The sequence below is a fragment of the Pseudomonas sp. HLG18 genome, from assembly GCF_051903985.1.
In the GTDB taxonomy this organism is placed as follows: Bacteria; Pseudomonadota; Gammaproteobacteria; order Pseudomonadales; family Pseudomonadaceae; genus Aquipseudomonas; species Aquipseudomonas fluorescens_BT.
In genome coordinates this window covers 1,651,771-1,667,326 of the sequence record NZ_CP195831.1, presented here as the reverse complement: position 1 = coordinate 1,667,326, position 15,556 = coordinate 1,651,771, and the positions used below count along the sequence as shown (strand labels likewise).

At 62.3% G+C, this 15,556-nt stretch carries 18 protein-coding genes; 11 read left to right on the top strand and 7 right to left on the bottom strand.

The annotated features are described in order from the left end of the window. Positions 1-56: 56 nt before the first annotated feature. From ACSPX5_RS07610 to ACSPX5_RS07600, 3 genes are read right to left on the bottom strand one after another with little or no spacing between them, the layout of a single operon-like run. On the bottom strand, positions 57-1,295 hold the full coding sequence (locus ACSPX5_RS07610; protein ID WP_439821334.1) for an MgtC/SapB family protein: 1,239 nt from the start codon (positions 1,293-1,295) through the stop codon (positions 57-59). Between the two features lie 30 nt (positions 1,296-1,325). Next, positions 1,326-1,535 carry a hypothetical protein gene (locus tag ACSPX5_RS07605; RefSeq protein WP_439821333.1) on the bottom strand — a complete coding sequence of 70 codons (210 nt, stop codon included), beginning with the start codon at positions 1,533-1,535 and terminating at the stop codon, positions 1,326-1,328. A 23-nt stretch (positions 1,536-1,558) separates the two neighbouring features. Beyond that, entirely contained in the window at positions 1,559-2,632 is a 1,074-nt protein-coding gene (locus tag ACSPX5_RS07600; protein WP_323161454.1) for an NAD(P)-dependent alcohol dehydrogenase, read from the bottom strand. Positions 2,633-2,902: 270 nt separating this feature from the next. Here ACSPX5_RS07600 and ACSPX5_RS07595 point away from each other — a divergent pair, with 270 nt between their 5' ends. Together ACSPX5_RS07595 and ACSPX5_RS07590 are read left to right on the top strand one after the other, a co-directional pair. Then, complete coding sequence (locus ACSPX5_RS07595) at positions 2,903-3,829, top strand: universal stress protein (RefSeq protein WP_439821332.1); 927 nt, start codon at positions 2,903-2,905, stop codon at positions 3,827-3,829. Between the two features lie 284 nt (positions 3,830-4,113). After that, on the top strand, positions 4,114-4,533 hold the full coding sequence (locus tag ACSPX5_RS07590) for an organic hydroperoxide resistance protein (protein WP_085709867.1): 420 nt from the start codon (positions 4,114-4,116) through the stop codon (positions 4,531-4,533). 13 nt (positions 4,534-4,546) lie between these two features. On the opposite strand, the gene ACSPX5_RS07585 is transcribed toward ACSPX5_RS07590, so the two are convergent. Further along, positions 4,547-5,977 carry an amino acid permease gene (locus tag ACSPX5_RS07585; protein WP_439821331.1) on the bottom strand — a complete coding sequence of 477 codons (1,431 nt, stop codon included), beginning with the start codon at positions 5,975-5,977 and terminating at the stop codon, positions 4,547-4,549. Positions 5,978-6,249: 272 nt separating this feature from the next. Here ACSPX5_RS07585 and ACSPX5_RS07580 point away from each other — a divergent pair, with 272 nt between their 5' ends. Further along, complete coding sequence (locus ACSPX5_RS07580; RefSeq protein ID WP_169430120.1) at positions 6,250-6,411, top strand: hypothetical protein; 162 nt, start codon at positions 6,250-6,252, stop codon at positions 6,409-6,411. A 101-nt stretch (positions 6,412-6,512) separates the two neighbouring features. On the opposite strand, the gene ACSPX5_RS07575 is transcribed toward ACSPX5_RS07580, so the two are convergent. Next, positions 6,513-6,938, bottom strand: coding sequence for a cupin domain-containing protein (locus ACSPX5_RS07575; protein ID WP_439821330.1), 426 nt, complete (start codon positions 6,936-6,938; stop codon positions 6,513-6,515). 122 nt (positions 6,939-7,060) lie between these two features. Then, entirely contained in the window at positions 7,061-7,957 is an 897-nt protein-coding gene (locus ACSPX5_RS07570) for a transcriptional regulator GcvA (RefSeq protein WP_439821329.1), read from the bottom strand. 108 nt (positions 7,958-8,065) lie between these two features. Here ACSPX5_RS07570 and gstA point away from each other — a divergent pair, with 108 nt between their 5' ends. The 3 genes from gstA (at position 8,066) to ACSPX5_RS07555 (ending at position 10,088) form a co-directional block, all read left to right on the top strand. After that, positions 8,066-8,677 carry a glutathione transferase GstA gene (gene gstA / locus ACSPX5_RS07565; RefSeq protein WP_439821328.1) on the top strand — a complete coding sequence of 204 codons (612 nt, stop codon included), beginning with the start codon at positions 8,066-8,068 and terminating at the stop codon, positions 8,675-8,677. Positions 8,678-8,823: 146 nt separating this feature from the next. Continuing rightward, positions 8,824-9,420, top strand: coding sequence for a paraquat-inducible protein A (locus ACSPX5_RS07560; protein WP_439821327.1), 597 nt, complete (start codon positions 8,824-8,826; stop codon positions 9,418-9,420). Then, positions 9,417-10,088, top strand: coding sequence for a paraquat-inducible protein A (locus ACSPX5_RS07555; RefSeq protein WP_169430115.1), 672 nt, complete (start codon positions 9,417-9,419; stop codon positions 10,086-10,088). The genes ACSPX5_RS07560 and ACSPX5_RS07555 overlap by 4 nt, the downstream gene beginning before the upstream one ends. A 10-nt stretch (positions 10,089-10,098) precedes the next feature. Here the strand turns inward: ACSPX5_RS07555 and ACSPX5_RS07550 are convergent, their stop codons facing one another. Beyond that, on the bottom strand, positions 10,099-10,848 hold the full coding sequence (locus ACSPX5_RS07550) for an SDR family NAD(P)-dependent oxidoreductase (RefSeq protein WP_207867494.1): 750 nt from the start codon (positions 10,846-10,848) through the stop codon (positions 10,099-10,101). Between the two features lie 165 nt (positions 10,849-11,013). On the opposite strand from ACSPX5_RS07550, the gene ACSPX5_RS07545 reads away from it, so the two are divergent. From ACSPX5_RS07545 to phnE, 5 genes are all read left to right on the top strand, one after another. Next, a complete protein-coding gene (locus ACSPX5_RS07545; RefSeq protein WP_085709857.1) occupies positions 11,014-11,910 on the top strand; it encodes a LysR family transcriptional regulator in 897 nt (298 codons plus the stop codon). A gap of 100 nt (positions 11,911-12,010) precedes the next feature. Beyond that, complete coding sequence (locus tag ACSPX5_RS07540) at positions 12,011-12,871, top strand: putative selenate ABC transporter substrate-binding protein (protein ID WP_169430113.1); 861 nt, start codon at positions 12,011-12,013, stop codon at positions 12,869-12,871. Further along, complete coding sequence (locus ACSPX5_RS07535) at positions 12,868-13,665, top strand: phosphonate ABC transporter ATP-binding protein (RefSeq protein ID WP_439821326.1); 798 nt, start codon at positions 12,868-12,870, stop codon at positions 13,663-13,665. The genes ACSPX5_RS07540 and ACSPX5_RS07535 overlap by 4 nt, the downstream gene beginning before the upstream one ends. Further along, on the top strand, positions 13,659-14,486 hold the full coding sequence (locus ACSPX5_RS07530) for a PhnE/PtxC family ABC transporter permease (protein WP_439821325.1): 828 nt from the start codon (positions 13,659-13,661) through the stop codon (positions 14,484-14,486). The genes ACSPX5_RS07535 and ACSPX5_RS07530 overlap by 7 nt, the downstream gene beginning before the upstream one ends. Then, on the top strand, positions 14,483-15,250 hold the full coding sequence (gene phnE, locus ACSPX5_RS07525; RefSeq protein ID WP_439821324.1) for a phosphonate ABC transporter, permease protein PhnE: 768 nt from the start codon (positions 14,483-14,485) through the stop codon (positions 15,248-15,250). Before ACSPX5_RS07530 ends, phnE begins: the two co-directional genes overlap by 4 nt. The last annotated feature ends 306 nt before the right edge of the window (positions 15,251-15,556 follow it).

Genomic DNA, 15,556 nt, shown 5'->3' with positions numbered 1-15,556 from the left:
GATCTTTGTCAGCTTTGGCTGTTCTGCCGGGCAGGCCCGTAGATTCCAGACACGCTTCAATGCAGCAAGGTGCCCGCCCACATGGCCAGCGTCAGCAAAAGCTGGCCGGGAATGACATACGCAGCAAACCGCCGGCCGCCGCTGACCCAGGCCACCAGGCACTTGCTCAACGAATTGCTGCTGAAGGCAATCAGCGCCGGCGGGACGATGGCATCGACGGGCAACAGCCCGGCCCTGGCCAGAGACGCGATGGACGCGATGGACGAATGCGCGTCGGCAAAACCGCTGAAGGCTGCGGTCAGCATCACCCCGACCTGGCCAAGGTAGTTGAGCATTACCGATGACACGAGCGTGATGGCGGTCATGGTCAACGTCACGACCACGGCGAGCTTGAGATTGAACGCCCCCCCGCCCTCAAGGGGTTCCTCGGCACCTCCTTGCGACCCGGGAAACATCAGGCATGCGCCATACAACGCGGTGGTCGCCAGCCCGCAGCCCAGCGGTACCCACAGGCTGCGCAACAGCGAGGGGTCCACGGTACCGACAATCAGCGCCATCTGAATCACCGTGGCCAGGTTGGACACGATGGCGGCCGCCGCGAAGGTTCGCACCTGCCCGGGCGCCCTGGCGACGCGCTGCCCCATGGACGCGATGGTGACGGTACTGGAAACAAAACCGGAGGCAATGGCACTGATGGCATAGCCATAACGACTGCCCAGAATTCGCACGGCGATGTGCCCGATGGCCCCCACCAGCATCAGCAATACCGTCAGTGTGCAGAGGGTCCGCAGGTTGATCGCGTGATAAGGCCCGATGTAGCGGTCCGGCGCCAGCGGCAGGATGACCAGTGCCGCCACCAGCAGGACCAGACCGTCGCGCATTTCGGTCTCGGTCAACTGGCTGTTGGCAAAGTCATGCAGTTTTTCCCGGTACGCCAGCAACCCCGCCACCACCACGCCTGTCGCCACCGCCAACCCTGTAGCAGAACCGCACCAGGCGCCGAGCAGCAATACCGTGAGCAAAGCCACTTCGCTGGTGACGCCCGGGTCGTCGCTCAGGCTTCGCCAGTACGCCACGGTGATCAGCGCGGTCAGACCGAGCGCCACAATCCCCAGCAGCAACGCGCCACCGACCTGCATCGCCACATACCCCAGCAACGCGGTGATGGCGAAAGTCCGCATGCCTGCAAAATCGCGGGTACTGTCGGTACCTTTGTGCCGCTCGCGCTCCAGTCCGATGAGCATACCGATGCCCAGCGCGGCCGCTGCGCCCGCCAGGTCGAGGGATTCATTCACGCTCTGCCCGCCTCTGCTGGCCGCAACCAGTCAACGCTTGCCGCCAACGGCCGTGCGGCGTCCATCGGGACGCCAGCCTTGCACCACCGGCTGCGGCCAGGGGTGCGGTGCGTCGATCCGGGCCTGGAGCTGGTCGACGAATGCCCGGGCCTGCTCCAGGCTGTTGAAGCGCACTTGCAACCGATCCATGTGCACCACCCAGCCATCGGGGCTGTGTCTCTGGATAATCTCGATTTTCATGGACGTCTCCGCAAACCGGACATTCAAGGCGTGATCGCGACTTTCATCACGCCGTCGCGCTGATGGGCAAACAGCTCGTAGGCGGCCTCGATGTCGTCGAGTTTGAAACGATGTGTGACCAGCGGCGACAGATCCACCGCCCCGCTCTGCACCACCGCCATCAACCGGCGCATCCGTTCCTTGCCGCCCGGACACAGGGTGGACACGATGCTGTAATCGCCGAGGCCGGCGGCAAAGGCGTCGAGCGGAATGCGCAGGTCGCTGGAATACACCCCGAGGCTGGACAACCGCCCGCCGGGCCGCAGCACCCGCAACGCCGATTCGAAAGTGCCCTGGGTACCCAGGGCCTCGATGGACACATCGACGCCACGCCCGTCGGTCAGCGCCATGATCTGCTCGACCACGTTGCCGTCCTTGAAGTTGATCACGTCGGTTGCCCCCAGCCGACGAGCGACATCCATTCGCTGCGGCACGGCGTCAACGCCAATGATTCGCGTAGCGCCCTTGAGGCGCGCGCCCGCCACGGCGCACAGGCCGATGGGCCCCAGCGCGAACACCGCGACGGTATCGCCAATATTGATCTCGCCGCGCTCGGCCCCGGAAAATCCGGTGGACATGATGTCCGGGCACATCAGCACCTGCTCGTCCGTCAGGCCCTCGGGAATCGGACACAGATTGGCCAGCGCGTCCGGCACCAGCACGTACTCGGCCTGGCAGCCGTCAAGCGTGTTGCCGAACTTCCAGCCGCCGATGGCCTTGAAGCCGTGCCGGGTGTCCGGGCCGTCCTGGGAGCCGCAGCCGCACAGGCAGGCGTAACTTTGCCCACTCGGCGTGATTGCCCCGGCAATCACCCGTTGCCCTTCGACGAAACCGCGCACCTGCGAACCCAGCCGCTCGATGATGCCCACCGGTTCATGGCCGATCGTCAGCCCTTTGGCCACGGGGTACTCACCGCGCAGGATATGCACGTCGGTGCCGCAGATGGTCGTGGTGGTGATGCGGATCAGAGCGTCCAGCGGGCCGACCTCGGGGATCGGCTTGTCTTCGAGCACGATACGGTTCTTTTCAACGAAAACTGCAGCTTTCATGGTCGCCATGGTCGATCCTCCGGGCCAGCCGTGAACGTGGGGTCAGCATTGAAAGCAGACTGCGCCCGAGGGACACGGCAAAGATTGATAATGGTCAACAATCGGTGGATCAGTCGCCCCTGACCGCCGATCCGGCCAGATCGGCGGCCACTCACCGGGTTGACAAAAATCAAGGCCCTCCCCACCAGCGTCGGCAGGATAGGCACTAAGCGGTACAGCCCGAGTGCGCGGTCGCTCTCGAGTCCAGACGTTCCTGCATTTGCCTACGGGAGATCTGCCATGTCTGAGCAATCACGCTTCATGCTCGTCGTCTCACCCCTGATGGAAAACAGTCCTGCGTTCGACCGTGCGGCGGCACTGGCCAAAGCCGCGGATGCCGCGCTGCACATCGTGGCATTCGATTATCTGGAGGGCCTGGCAACTGCCGGTCTGGTCAATGAACAGGCGCTGGAACAGATGCGCGTGGGCTATGTCGAGCGGCATCGGCAATGGCTGGAGGATCAGGCCCGCCCTTTGCGCAAACTCGGCGTGCACGTGACGACGGAAGTCGTGTGGGTGGCAAACCCGCTTAAGGAGATCCTCATTCACCTCAAGGAGCAGCCGATGGCGGCCATGATCAAGGCGTTGGAGCACGAATCAGCGTTGTCGCGCCTGATGTTCACTCCCCTTGACGTCCATCTGCTGCGCGAATGCCCGGTGCCGCTGCACTTCGTCAGCCACGTACTGCACGCTCTGCCGCGCCGTATCGTCGCGGCGGTCGACCCGTTCCATCGCGATGACCGCTATGTGGGGCTCAATGACCGGATTCTGCGCGAAGCGGCCAAACTGGCGAGCATCTGCAACGCTCAACTCGATGCGATCTACGCCCACGACCTGTCCTCGATAGGCGCAGCAGAATTCGGCTTCGATAACGCCTCGGCGTTCTTTTCCTCGAATGCCGCCAAAAAGCTGTTCGATGCCCAGGGTGAGGCCTTCCGTGAACTGGCTGAACGCAATGACATTCCCGCCGAGAATCAACACATGATCCTCGGCGACCCGGCCAAGGTGCTGTCCAGTTATGCCGATGCGTACGACGTCGATCTCATCGTCATGGGGCGTGTGGCCCACCGGGGAATCGGCCGGCTGGTCGGCAGCACCGTCGAGCACCTGCTCTACAAAATGCCATGCAGCGTGTGGGTGGTAGCCCCGGAAAGCCAGGAGGGATGAGCCCTCGCCGTTGCACGCAGTGCAGTCCTCAACGTTCGGGACTGCACTGCGACCCGGACGCCCCGCAGTCGTACATGGTTGGGACATGCCGCTCAATGCGATCAACCCACGCGTGGGCGTCGGAATTCTGCTGACGCGCTCTCAGCGATGAGGCTGAACTGCATTGCTACACAGCGATACATAACCCCCCGTTGCGCGACACATCCCCGGTACATGCCAATGCAAAAGTGTGGGCCATCGGAGCCTTACCTCCGACTCCACCACTCACACAGGCAGGCATTCTCATGATCAATCAAATCGACACCGTGCTGTACACCGGCAAGACCCGCACCACCGGCGGACGCGATGGCGCCTCGCGCAGTTCCGACGGCAACCTGGACGTCAAACTGTCGCCACCTGGCTCCAATGGCAGCGGCACCAACCCGGAACAACTGCTGGCGGCTGGCTGGTCAGCCTGCTTCATCGGCGCCATGGGCAAGGCGGCAGCTGCGCTGAAGATCAGGCTACCGGCGGATGTGGCGGTGGAAACCGAAATCGATCTGGGCAAGACCGGCGACGCGTTTTTCCTGCAGGCACGCTTGAATGTCAGCCTGCCGGGGCTGGAACCTTCGGTCGCCCAGTCGCTGGTGGAGGCCGCGCACCAGACCTGCCCTTACTCCAAGGCCACGCGCGGCAACATCGACGTGACCCTGCGCCTGATCTGAATCCCGATCCTCCCTATACGCCCGAGGCACTGCCTCGGGCGTTTTGTTTGACTGGGACAAAAGAACTCGCCTGCCCATGCTGACGCGTGGTCACCAGCCCGATAAAGGAAATCGCCAGCGCCAGGCCAATGGTCGAAGTTACTTCCAGACGATGCTCCGGCGTCAGCATCATCACCGCGAGGGCGGCGCAGATGAAGGCCATCACCAGATACGTGAGCCACGGAAACAGCCACATGCGAAAGGTCAGCTCGACATTCTGCCGAAGCAGCATCCGGCGCATACGCAGTTGAGAAACCGCGATCACCAGGTACACCAGCAGCGCAATGGCCCCGGAACTGGCGAGCAGGAATTGAAACAGGCCGGCGGGCATGAAGTAGCTGAGCAGTGTCACCCCGGCGCCGATGACGCTGCTGGCAATCACCGCCGCCCTCGGCACGCCTGCGCCGGAAGTCACTTTCAAGGCCTGCGGTGCATCGCCGCGAAGTCCCAGTGAAAACAGCATGCGCGAAGCGATATAGATCGACGAGTTCATACAACTGGCCACGGCGATCAGCACCACCACATCGACCATGAATTTGGCGTGGGGAACGTTCATCAGTTCCAGTGCGCGCTGATAGGAACCGACGGACGCCAAAAGCGGATCGTTCCACGGCACCACGGAAATCACCACGAAGATCGACAGCAGATAAAACACGCCGATGCGCCAGATCACCGAACGCGTGGCTTTGGCGATGTTCTGTGCCGGGTTGTCCGATTCGGCAGCGGCGATGGTCACCGCTTCGGTGCCGATGAAACTGAACATGATGGTGATGAACGCGCCGACCACCGCCGACAAACCATTGGGAGCGAACCCGCCATGTTCCTCCATCAAGCGGCTGAGGCCGCTGACTTCACGCTCGGGAATCCAGCCCATCAGCACGGCAAAACCCACACCGATGAAACCGATGATCGCCACGACCTTGGCCATGGCGAACCAGAATTCGAACTCGCCGTATTTGGCGACACTGAACAGGTTGGTGATCACCAGCAGGATGATCGACACCAGCGCAAACAACCACGCATCGACGTGGGGAAACCACTGATTCAAGACATGCCCGGCGGCCAGCGCCTCGATGGGAATGACCAGCACCCAGAACCACCAGTAGAGCCAGCCGATGGTGAAGCCGGCCCAGCGGCCGATGGCCTGATCGGCATAGGTGGAAAACGATCCGGTGTCCGGTCGGGCCACCGCCATTTCCCCCAGCATGCGCATGACCAGCACCACCAACAGGCCGGAAAACAGATACGCCAACAAAACCGCCGGCCCCGCCGCTGCGATGGCGTGTCCGGAACCCACGAACAACCCCGCGCCGATGATTCCCGCAATTGACAACATGGTCACGTGGCGAGGCTTGAATCCCTGCGCCAACTGACCGCTCGATTCCTTCGAATTCAGGCTGTTCATTGTTTTCTTGTTCTCTGATGGACGCTTCACCTTACGTGGCTGAAGTTGAACGCAAATAGCTCGTGTGCGGCATGCCGATGCCTGATTTCGACATGCCCGGGTGACCATCAGCGGGAAAAACGAGCCTTAGAACTGCTCACGAACGCGGAGCCGATCCCGGGCCTCCCGTAGCACAATCGAAGCGACCGAGGATGAACATACGTTCACCAAAAACATCGTCGGATGCGTCTAGTCTGGGGGTTCCAACATAGTGACTACAGGAGTAACCCACCATGTTCTCGCACGAAAGCATCCCGCTGATCATCCTCTTCATCATCCTGCTGCTGGGCGTGTTGACGGCCGTTCTGCATCCGGTGCATGCGTTTTTCAGTTGGCTCAAGAGGCGCAAGCAAAGGGCATCTGCCGGGGTTGTGAAAGAGGTGGATGTGCGCTGAAGTTCCTTCAGTCTGAGTCGGGCGGCATCAGCCTGCATTGAATCCGCCGACAGCAAAAAAAAAGCCTGCCACATTGGCAGGCCTTTTCAGTATCCCGGGGGTTATTGCTTGAGGATCAGCAACGGCTCACCCTTCTTGACGATGTAAGTCGCCAGTTCCGAACCCTTGTCCTTCCCGACGTTCTTCGCGATGTGCGCCACGCCTTCGGGGATGAACAGGGAATCGCCAGCCTTGAGCGTCACCGGCGCACGGCCTTCGAGCTGGTATTCGAAGGTGCCGCTGATGACGTAGGCGACTTCAACGCCCGGGTGCGCATGCCGGGGCGAAGTGATGCCCGGTTCGAAATCGACCCGGGCCTGAATCACTTCGCGATCGGCAGCGCCCAGATCCTGATGGACCAGATCCGTGCGGCTCAGGCCCTGTTGCCAGCTCTTGGCGGGAGCCGCAGGCTGGGTGTCGGCGGCGTGTGCGAGGCCGGTCATTGAAACCAGTACGGCGGCTGCGGTCATCAGGAGTGTGCGGCGCATGGTGTTGCCCTCTCGGAAGTAGTGAAGTGACGCCTCTACTTTGAAGAGGGCGTGTACCGGGAATGTGTCCCGATACCGGCGCTTGTTAGCTCACTGTGTACGAGGGCGGGATTGATACACGCTCATACAACTCTCACCACCTGCGACAGCCATTGCCTGAACGCGACGATTTTCTTTGAGTCGGCATATTCGTGGGGGGTGACGAAGTAAAAGCCCGAGTCGGACTTGAGCCGCAGATCGAACGGCGCCACCAGCCTCCCCGCGCGCAAATCGTCCTCGACGTAGGTCGAACGACCGATGCACACGCCCTGCCCGTCAATCGCCGCCTGCACCGCCATCATGGCCAGATCGAAGGTCAGGCGCGGGCCTTTGGCCGAGGGTGGCGGTTGACCTGCGGCGTTCAGCCAGGCGCTCCAGTCATCGGCAGTCTGCTCGCTGACGTGCAATAAGGTGTGCCGGGCCAGATCGGCCGGCGCTTTGATCGGATCCGGTCCGGCGAGCAGGCGCGGGCTGCACACCGGGAAAATCTCGTCGGCCATCAGCCAGTCGGCGCGCAGTCCCGGCCAGTTTCCGTTGCCGTAGCGGATCGCTGCATCGATACCCCCCTTGCGAAAGTCCACCAGCTCGGTGGATGCACTGATGCGCACATCGATTTCGGGAAACGCCTGACGAAACGACGGCAGGCGCGGCAACAGCCATTTGGACGCCACCGACACCAGCGTACTGATCGTCAGGACGCTTTGATTGTTCGCCTCCAGCAAGCGCTCGGTCGAGTGGCGCAGTTCCATGAACGCCGAACGAATACCCGGCAAATAAACATTGCCCTCCTCGGTCAACGCCAATCCGTCCTTCAAACGCATGAACAGGCGAACGCCGAGTTCATCTTCAAGGCGACGGATCTGATGGCTGATTGCGGTTTGGGTGACATTCAGCTCTTCAGCAGCGCGGGTGAAGCTCATGTGGCGGGCCGCGCATTCGAAGGCTCGCAATCCGTTGAGCGACGGTAGTCGGGTGAGCATAGGGGTCTCTTCAATCCATGAGATTTTGTCATACGCTAGCACCGCAGATGTCCTTTGCGAAGCGCCGCCACAATGCCGGATTCTGGGCTCTCATTTGAAGGAGATCCCATGAAACTGTACTTCGCCCCCATGACCTGCTCGCTGGCCCCGCATATTGTGCTGCGAGAACTGGCGCTGCCGTTCGAACTGATCAGGGTCAACAACCAGACCAAGCGCACCGCCGACGGCCGGGACTTTCGCGAGATCAATCCGAAAGGCTACGTGGCGGCACTGATGCTCGATAACGGCGAGGTACTGACCGAAGGCCCGGCCATTTTGCAGTACCTCGCCGACCTTTTGCCCGGTCAAACGCTGGCCCCGGCCAATGGCACCTGGGAGCGCTCGCGTTTGCAGGAATACCTGAATTTCATCAGTTCGGAAATTCATGGGGGCAGCGCGCCGCTGTTCAGCCGCGAAATCCCGGAATCCACCAAGACGATCTTCAAACACAAACTCTTCAAACGACTGGATTACCTGAACCGCCTCCTTGCGACCCAGCCGTTTCTGATGCAGGCGTTCGGCGTGGCGGATGCCTATTTGTTCACGGTGCTGAAGTGGTTGCCGACATTCAGTATCGCCATCGAAGACTGGCCGGCGCTGGCGAACTACATGACCCGCATCGCCGAGCGGCCCGGTGTGAAGGCTGCGATAGCGGAAGAGGAAGCCACGCAACCGGTCTGAACGCCCGGTTGCGTGGTCGCTGTCCGGGGCCAGATTCGGCGCGGTGCAGCGGCAGATCAAAGGTGCATTTCGGGATGTGACAGTTGTCGGATGCCCCAACGCGCCTATATTGAAGAAGGTTCAGCCCTCCTTCCCTCGAGCGCCCCATGGCCACGACTGATCACCTGATCATCTGCGAGCATTGCGATTGCGTGTACGAAAAAGCCACGCTCGCCCGCTACCAGATATCCCTCTGCGCCCGCTGTGGCGGCGTGCTCCAGCGCCACAACAACCTGAGCGTGGAGCAACGTCTGGCCCTGAGTTTCACTGCCGCCATGCTATGGCTGTTCGCCAATTTCTATCCGGTGATGAGCATCAGCATGAAGGGCCTGAAAAACAGCGCGACCCTGTGGGATTCGGTGCTGGCCCTGAGTCAGGGGCCGATTACTTTCATGGCCATGGTCGCGGCGATCTCGATCATCATCGCCCCGGCCTTTCAATTGGTTTTGCTCATCTGGGTATTGAGCTTCGCCCTCGCCTCGCGCCGCTGCCCGGCCTTCAAAGTGTGCATGCGCTGGCTGGAAACGTTACGGCCGTGGAGCATGCTTGAGGTTTGCCTGCTCGGCGCCATGGTCGCGGTGTTCAAACTGGCGGGCATGCTCGATGTGATCCCCGGCATCGGCCTGTTCGCCCTCGCTGTATTGAGCCTGTTGCTGATCCGCATTGCCGGGCGCGACATACGTGATTTGTGGGACATCCTGTGAAACGACCACCGACCGCCAGCGAACTCAATCTCTGCCTGTGCCACAGCTGCGGACTGGCCTGCGACATGACCGACGAGCCGCACCAATGCCCACGCTGCGACGCACCGCTGCACCGGCGCAAGACCAACTCGCTGGCCCGCACCTGGGCCTACATGTTCGCCGCCCTGGCGCTTTACGTACCGGCGAATCTGCTGCCGGTGATGAACACCACGCTGCTCGGCAACGGCGCCGACAGCACCATCATGAGTGGCGTGCTGGAGTTCTGGGACCACGGCGCGTGGGACATTGCGCTGATCATCTTCATCGCCAGCATTGCGGTGCCGGGAGTGAAATTCGTCGCGTTGACGCTGCTGCTGGTCACCGTGCAACGGGACAGTCACTGGGCGCGCCGGGAACGTTCGAAGCTGTATCGATTCGTCGAGCTGATCGGCTATTGGTCGATGCTCGACGTGCTGGTGGTCGCGCTGGTGGCGGCACTGGTGAAGTTCCAGGCGCTGGGAGATATCGAGCCGCGACCGGGAATTCTGTTTTTCGGCCTGGTGGTGGTATTCACCATGCTCTCGGCCATGAGCTTCGATCCGCGCCTGATCTGGGACAAGGCACCGGCCGAAGAAACGGATGAAACAGACGAGCCCCGGCACTCGAATGAACAAGTGCCGGGGCATTGACTGACGCCAGTCAGATCTGCGCGGTGCCGCCGTCGACGAACAATTCGATGCCGTTGACGAAGCTGCTGTCATCCGAAGCGAGGAACAACGCTGCCTTGGCAATCTCGCTCGGCTCACCCAGACGCCCGATCGGCACCACCGACGCCAACTGGTCGAACAGCCCCTGAGCGTGTTCCGCCGGCACCAGCCCCGCCAGACCTGGCGTGCGCACCGGACCGGGGCTGATGGCGTTGACGCGGATGCGCCGTGGTTTCAGGTCCAGCAGCCACGACCGGGCGAAGTTGCGCACCGCGGCTTTGCTTGCGCTGTAGACGCTGAAGTTTTCCGTGCCCTGCACCGAAGTGGTCGATGAGGTCAGCAGGATCGATGCGCCATCGCGCAGCAGCGGCAGTGCCTTTTGCACCGTGAACAACGTGCCTTTCACGTTGGCGCCGAAAATCCGGTCGAAGTGCTCTTCGGTAATCGAACCCAGCGGCAGCATGTCGCCGCCACCGGCATTGGCGAACAGGATGTCGAGGTGGCCGGCCTTCTCGGCGATTTCGCGGTAGATGCGATCCAGATCGTCCAGTTTTGCCACGTCGCCCTGAATACCGATGGCCCGTGGGCCGATGGCGGCGACGGCCTTGTCCAGCTCGGCCTGACGCCGGCCGGTGATGAACACCGTGGCGCCCTGGGCGACGAATTCCTGCGCCGAGGCCAGGCCGATGCCGGTGGTGCCGCCAGTGATCAGGGCGATTTTGCCTTCAAGTCTGTTGCTCATGATGAATCTCCAGTAGCCGTTTCAAGGAAGGTGACGGGTCGCAGGTGAGCCGTTGGAAGCGACTTTAGGCCGATGGATTGATTTGAAAAATCCGCAAAATCGGTTTTGTTTGTGCACAGACATGCACAATACTCAGCCCTGTTTTCGATCCTTGAGTGCAGCCTGATGAATCAGTTACTGGCGATCCGCGTCTTTGCCCGCGTCGTGGAAAGCGGCTCGTTCACTAAAGCCGCCGACTCGTTGAACCAGCCGAAAACCACGGTCAGCAAACTGATCGGGCAACTGGAAAGCCACCTCGGCGTGCGCCTGCTGCAACGCACCACCCGGCGCCTGACCGTGACGGCCGACGGCGCGTCCTACTACCAATTGACCCAGCAACTGCTGCATCAACTGGACGACATCGATCAGGGTTTCAGTCAGGCCCAGGGGCTGCCGCGTGGCAGGATTCGCGTGGACATCGGCGGCTCCACCGCGACCATGCTGGTGATTCCCGAACTGCCGAAGTTCTTCGAGCGCTACCCGGACATTCAGGTCGATCTTGGCGTCAGCGACCGCCCGGTGGACTTGATCAGCGAGCGCGTCGACTGCGTGATTCGCGGCGGCCCGCTGACCGAACAGGCCCTCGCCGTGCGCCGCCTCGGCGAAGTGTCCTGGACCACCTGCGCCACGCCCGATTATTTGCAGCGCCACGGCACGCCGATGCACCCGCTGGAGCTGGCCCGACATCAGATGATCGCTTACCGCTCGGCCTCCACCGGGCGTATCCTGCCGTCGAACTTCCAGCGCAACGGCGAACGCCATCAGATCGAAGGCAAAGGCCTGGTCAGCGTCAACGAAAGCAACGCGCATCTGGCGGCCGGTCTGGCGGGGCTGGGGATCATTCACACATTCAGCTACACAGTCAGGGCGGCCATCGAGCGCGGCGAACTGGTGCCGATCCTCACCGACTGGCGTCCGCCGGCGTACCCGTTCCACCTGCTGTATCCGCCGAACCGGCACCTGAGCAACCGCGTGCGGGTGTTCATCGACTGGCTGGTGGAGCGCTTCGCGCAGGTGGACTGAGCCTCGCTGTCGCGCCGATTCGACTAACCTGACGTTGCAGCCGACGACGTTTTTCCGCAGGCTACGCACCGATCCTGACGCCCATGAAACGGAGATTCCCATGCTCAAACGCACCCTGGCACTGACTGCCGGTCTGGCCCTGTCCTTTTCCACCCTGCTGGCCCAGGCCGCCGACGTGTTGAAAGTCAGCGCAATTCCCGACGAGGCCCCGACCGAACTGCTGCGCAAGTTCGAACCGCTGGGGGCTTATCTGGAGCAGCAATTGGGCATGAAGGTGCAGTTCGTTCCCGTGGCCGATTACCCGGCGGTGGTCGAAGCGCTGGCCACCGACCGCCTCGACATGGCATGGCTGGGCGGTTTCACCTTCGTCCAGGCACGGCTGAAAACCGATGCCACCACTCCGGTGATCCCGTTGGTGCAGCGTGAGCAGGACGCGCAATTCACCAGCAAATTCATCACCGCCGACCCGAACGTGAAAAGCCTCGCCGACCTCAAGGGCAAGACCTTCGCCTTTGGCTCCGTGTCGTCAACCTCCGGCAGCCTGATGCCGCGCTACTTCATGCTCAAGGACGGCATCAAACCGGAAACCTATTTCAGCCGCGTCGGCTACTCCGGTGCCCACGACGCCACCGTTGCCTGGGTCCAGGCCGGCAAGGTCGATGCCGGTGTGCTGAACGCCAGCGTCTGGCAGAAACTGGTGGACGCCGGCAAGGTCGACACCAACAAGGTCAAGGTCTTCGCCACCACCCCGGCCTACTTCGATTACAACTGGACCGTGCGCGGCACCCTCGACCCGGCGCTGGCGGCGAAAATCAAAAAAGCCTTCCTCGCCCTCGACCCGGCCAACCCCGAGCAGAAGAAAATCCTCGACCTGCAAGCTGCCAGCCGCTTCATCGAAACCAGCCCGGACAACTACAAAGGCATCGAGGAAGCCGCCCGCGCCGCCGAACTGCTGAAATGACCCTGAGCCTCAAGCAAGTCTTTCTGCACCACGCCAACGGCGTCGAAGCCCTGCGTGGTGTGGATTTGCAGATCAACAGCGGCGAGCAGGTGGCGATCATCGGCCCGTCCGGCGCCGGTAAATCCAGCCTGCTCAACCTGCTGGCCACCGCGATTCGGCCCAGCAGCGGCGACATCGAAGTGCTGGGCCAGCGGGCCTGGCACTTGTCCGCCCGCCAGCGCCAACGCCTGCGCGCAAAAATCGGCCTGGTGCATCAGGCACCGCCCCTGCCGCCCCGGCAACGGGTGGTGACGGCGGTGCTGGCCGGCAAACTCGGGCAATGGAGCCTGGGCAAAAGCCTCGTCAATCTGCTGCATCCGCTGGACATCCCCGGCGCCCGCGCCGCTCTGGCTCGGCTGGATCTGGCAGAAAAACTCTTCAGCCAATGCCAGCAACTGTCCGGCGGCCAATTGCAGCGGGTCGGCATCGCTCGCGTGCTGTATCAGGCGCCGCAGGTGTTGCTGGCCGATGAACCGGTGTCGGCCATGGACCCGGTCCTCGCCGGGCACACGCTGACGGTCCTGTCGCGCCACGCCCGGGAGCACAACGTCACGCTGGTGGCGAGCCTGCACGCCGTGGAACTGGCACTCGCCCACTTCCCGCGCATCATCGGTTTGCGCGAGGGGCAGATCCTGTTCGATTGCCCGTCCGATCAAGTCAGCCACGACATGCTCGACACCCTGTACGCCAACGAACAACTGCATTCCCCGGCGCCGGCCCTGACGCCACTGATTGTGCAGATTCCACGATGCTGACCGCCGACACCCGCGACCCCGCCGCGCTGCCACGGTTGCTGCTGACACTGCTGGCGATTGCCTTGCTGTGGCCGGGCATTCAGCTCAGCGAACTCGACCTCGGCGTATTGCTGCACGCCGACAGCCAGAGCGAAATGGGCCGCTTCGTCTCGACCTTCTGGCCGCCGGCCCATGACCGGGACTTTCTGCAACTGCTGCTCAAGGCCACCCTGCAAACCCTGGCCATCGCCACGGCCGGCATGGCGTTGGCGCTGGTATTGGCAGTGCCGGCCAGCCTGCTCGCCAGCCGCGCCCTGTCATTGTCCGCCGCTTCCCACGGTGGCCGCCCGAGCCTGTTGGGCCGGCTGCTGCGCTGGCCGGTGCGCGGGCTGCTGATCTTCCTGCGCAGCGTGCCGGAAATCGTCTGGGCGCTGTTGTTCGTGCGCGCCGTCGGCCTCGGCCCGGCGGCGGGCGTGCTGGCGATCGCGATCACCTACAGCGGCATGCTCGGCAAGGTCTACGCGGAAATCTTCGAATCCACCGACCAACGCCCGGCCCACGCCTTGCTCCAGGCCGGCAGCGGACGCCTCGAGAGCTTCGCCTACGGCGTACTGCCCAACGTCGCGGCGGAACTGCTCTCCTACACCGTGTACCGCTGGGAATGCGCCATCCGCGCCTCAGTGGTGATGGGCTTCGTCGGCGCCGGCGGCCTCGGCCAACAGATCGACCTGTCGATCCGCATGTTCGCCGGCGGCGAAGTCGCCAGCATGCTCCTGACCTTCCTGCTGCTCGTCCTCGGCGCCGACCAACTCAGCCGCCTGCTGCGCTGGAGGCTGACATGAAGCGTCTGATCAACCCGTTGCTGATTGTCGCGATCATCGCCGCTGTCATCGCCTCATTCGCCTACCTGGGCCTCGACCTCGAAGAACTCGGCAGCGCCACCAGCCTGAAACAAATGGGCTCGTATGTCGGCCGCTTCCTGAGCCCTGACTTCAGCGCCGGTTACCTCAACGCCATCCTCCACGGCGCCATGGAAACCCTGGCCATGTCCGCCCTCGGCACCCTCCTCGCCGCGGTCCTGGGACTGTTATTGGCACTCCCCGCCGCTGGCCGGTTTGGCTGGTTTTTTCAGAGCGCCGCCCGCCTGCTGCTCAACGCCCTGCGTGCCATTCCGGAACTGGTCTGGGCTGCACTCATGGTCTTCGCCGCCGGCCTTGGGCCTAACGCTGGCACCCTCGCCCTCGCCCTGCACACCACGGGCGTACTGGGGCGCTTGTTTGCGGAAGCGCTGGAAAATACGCCACCGGAACCGGCGGAGGCGATTCGGTTGCAGGGCGGGAATCCGGTTTTGGCGTTTTGTTACGGGACGCTGCCGAACCTCGCGCCGCAATTGCTGGCGTACTGTTTGTATCGATGGGAGAACAATATCCGGATGGCCAGCGTGTTGGGGTTTGTCGGGGCTGGGGGATTGGGGCAGATGTTGTATGTGAGCTTGAGTCTGTTTCAGGAGGCGCAGGCGGGGACGGTGATTTTGGCTATGCTGATTTTAGTGTGGGGGGTGGATTGGTTGAGTGGTTGGGGTCGGGGACGGTGGGTTAAGGCGTAAGTTGGATAGTAACGCCGAGTAAAAGCAGGCGTTCGCCGGGGTCCGCTTTCGGCCGAGGCTGTGTAAAAACGTTTTTGAGCGCGACAGGTACTCAGAACCGGACTGAAAATCGCGCTTCTACGCAAAATCCAAATCTGCTGACGTGCCGATAAATTTCAGATTTAACGTAGACGCGGGCACTTCAATTTTGGTGAAGCGTTTTTACACACTCTGGGCCGGTAGCGGACGCTCGGAAAAGACCGCTTACGGCCATAAGCAGTCGGTAGACAGGTTAGTGGCAAATTGGTAGCGTCTCGTTGCTGCGCT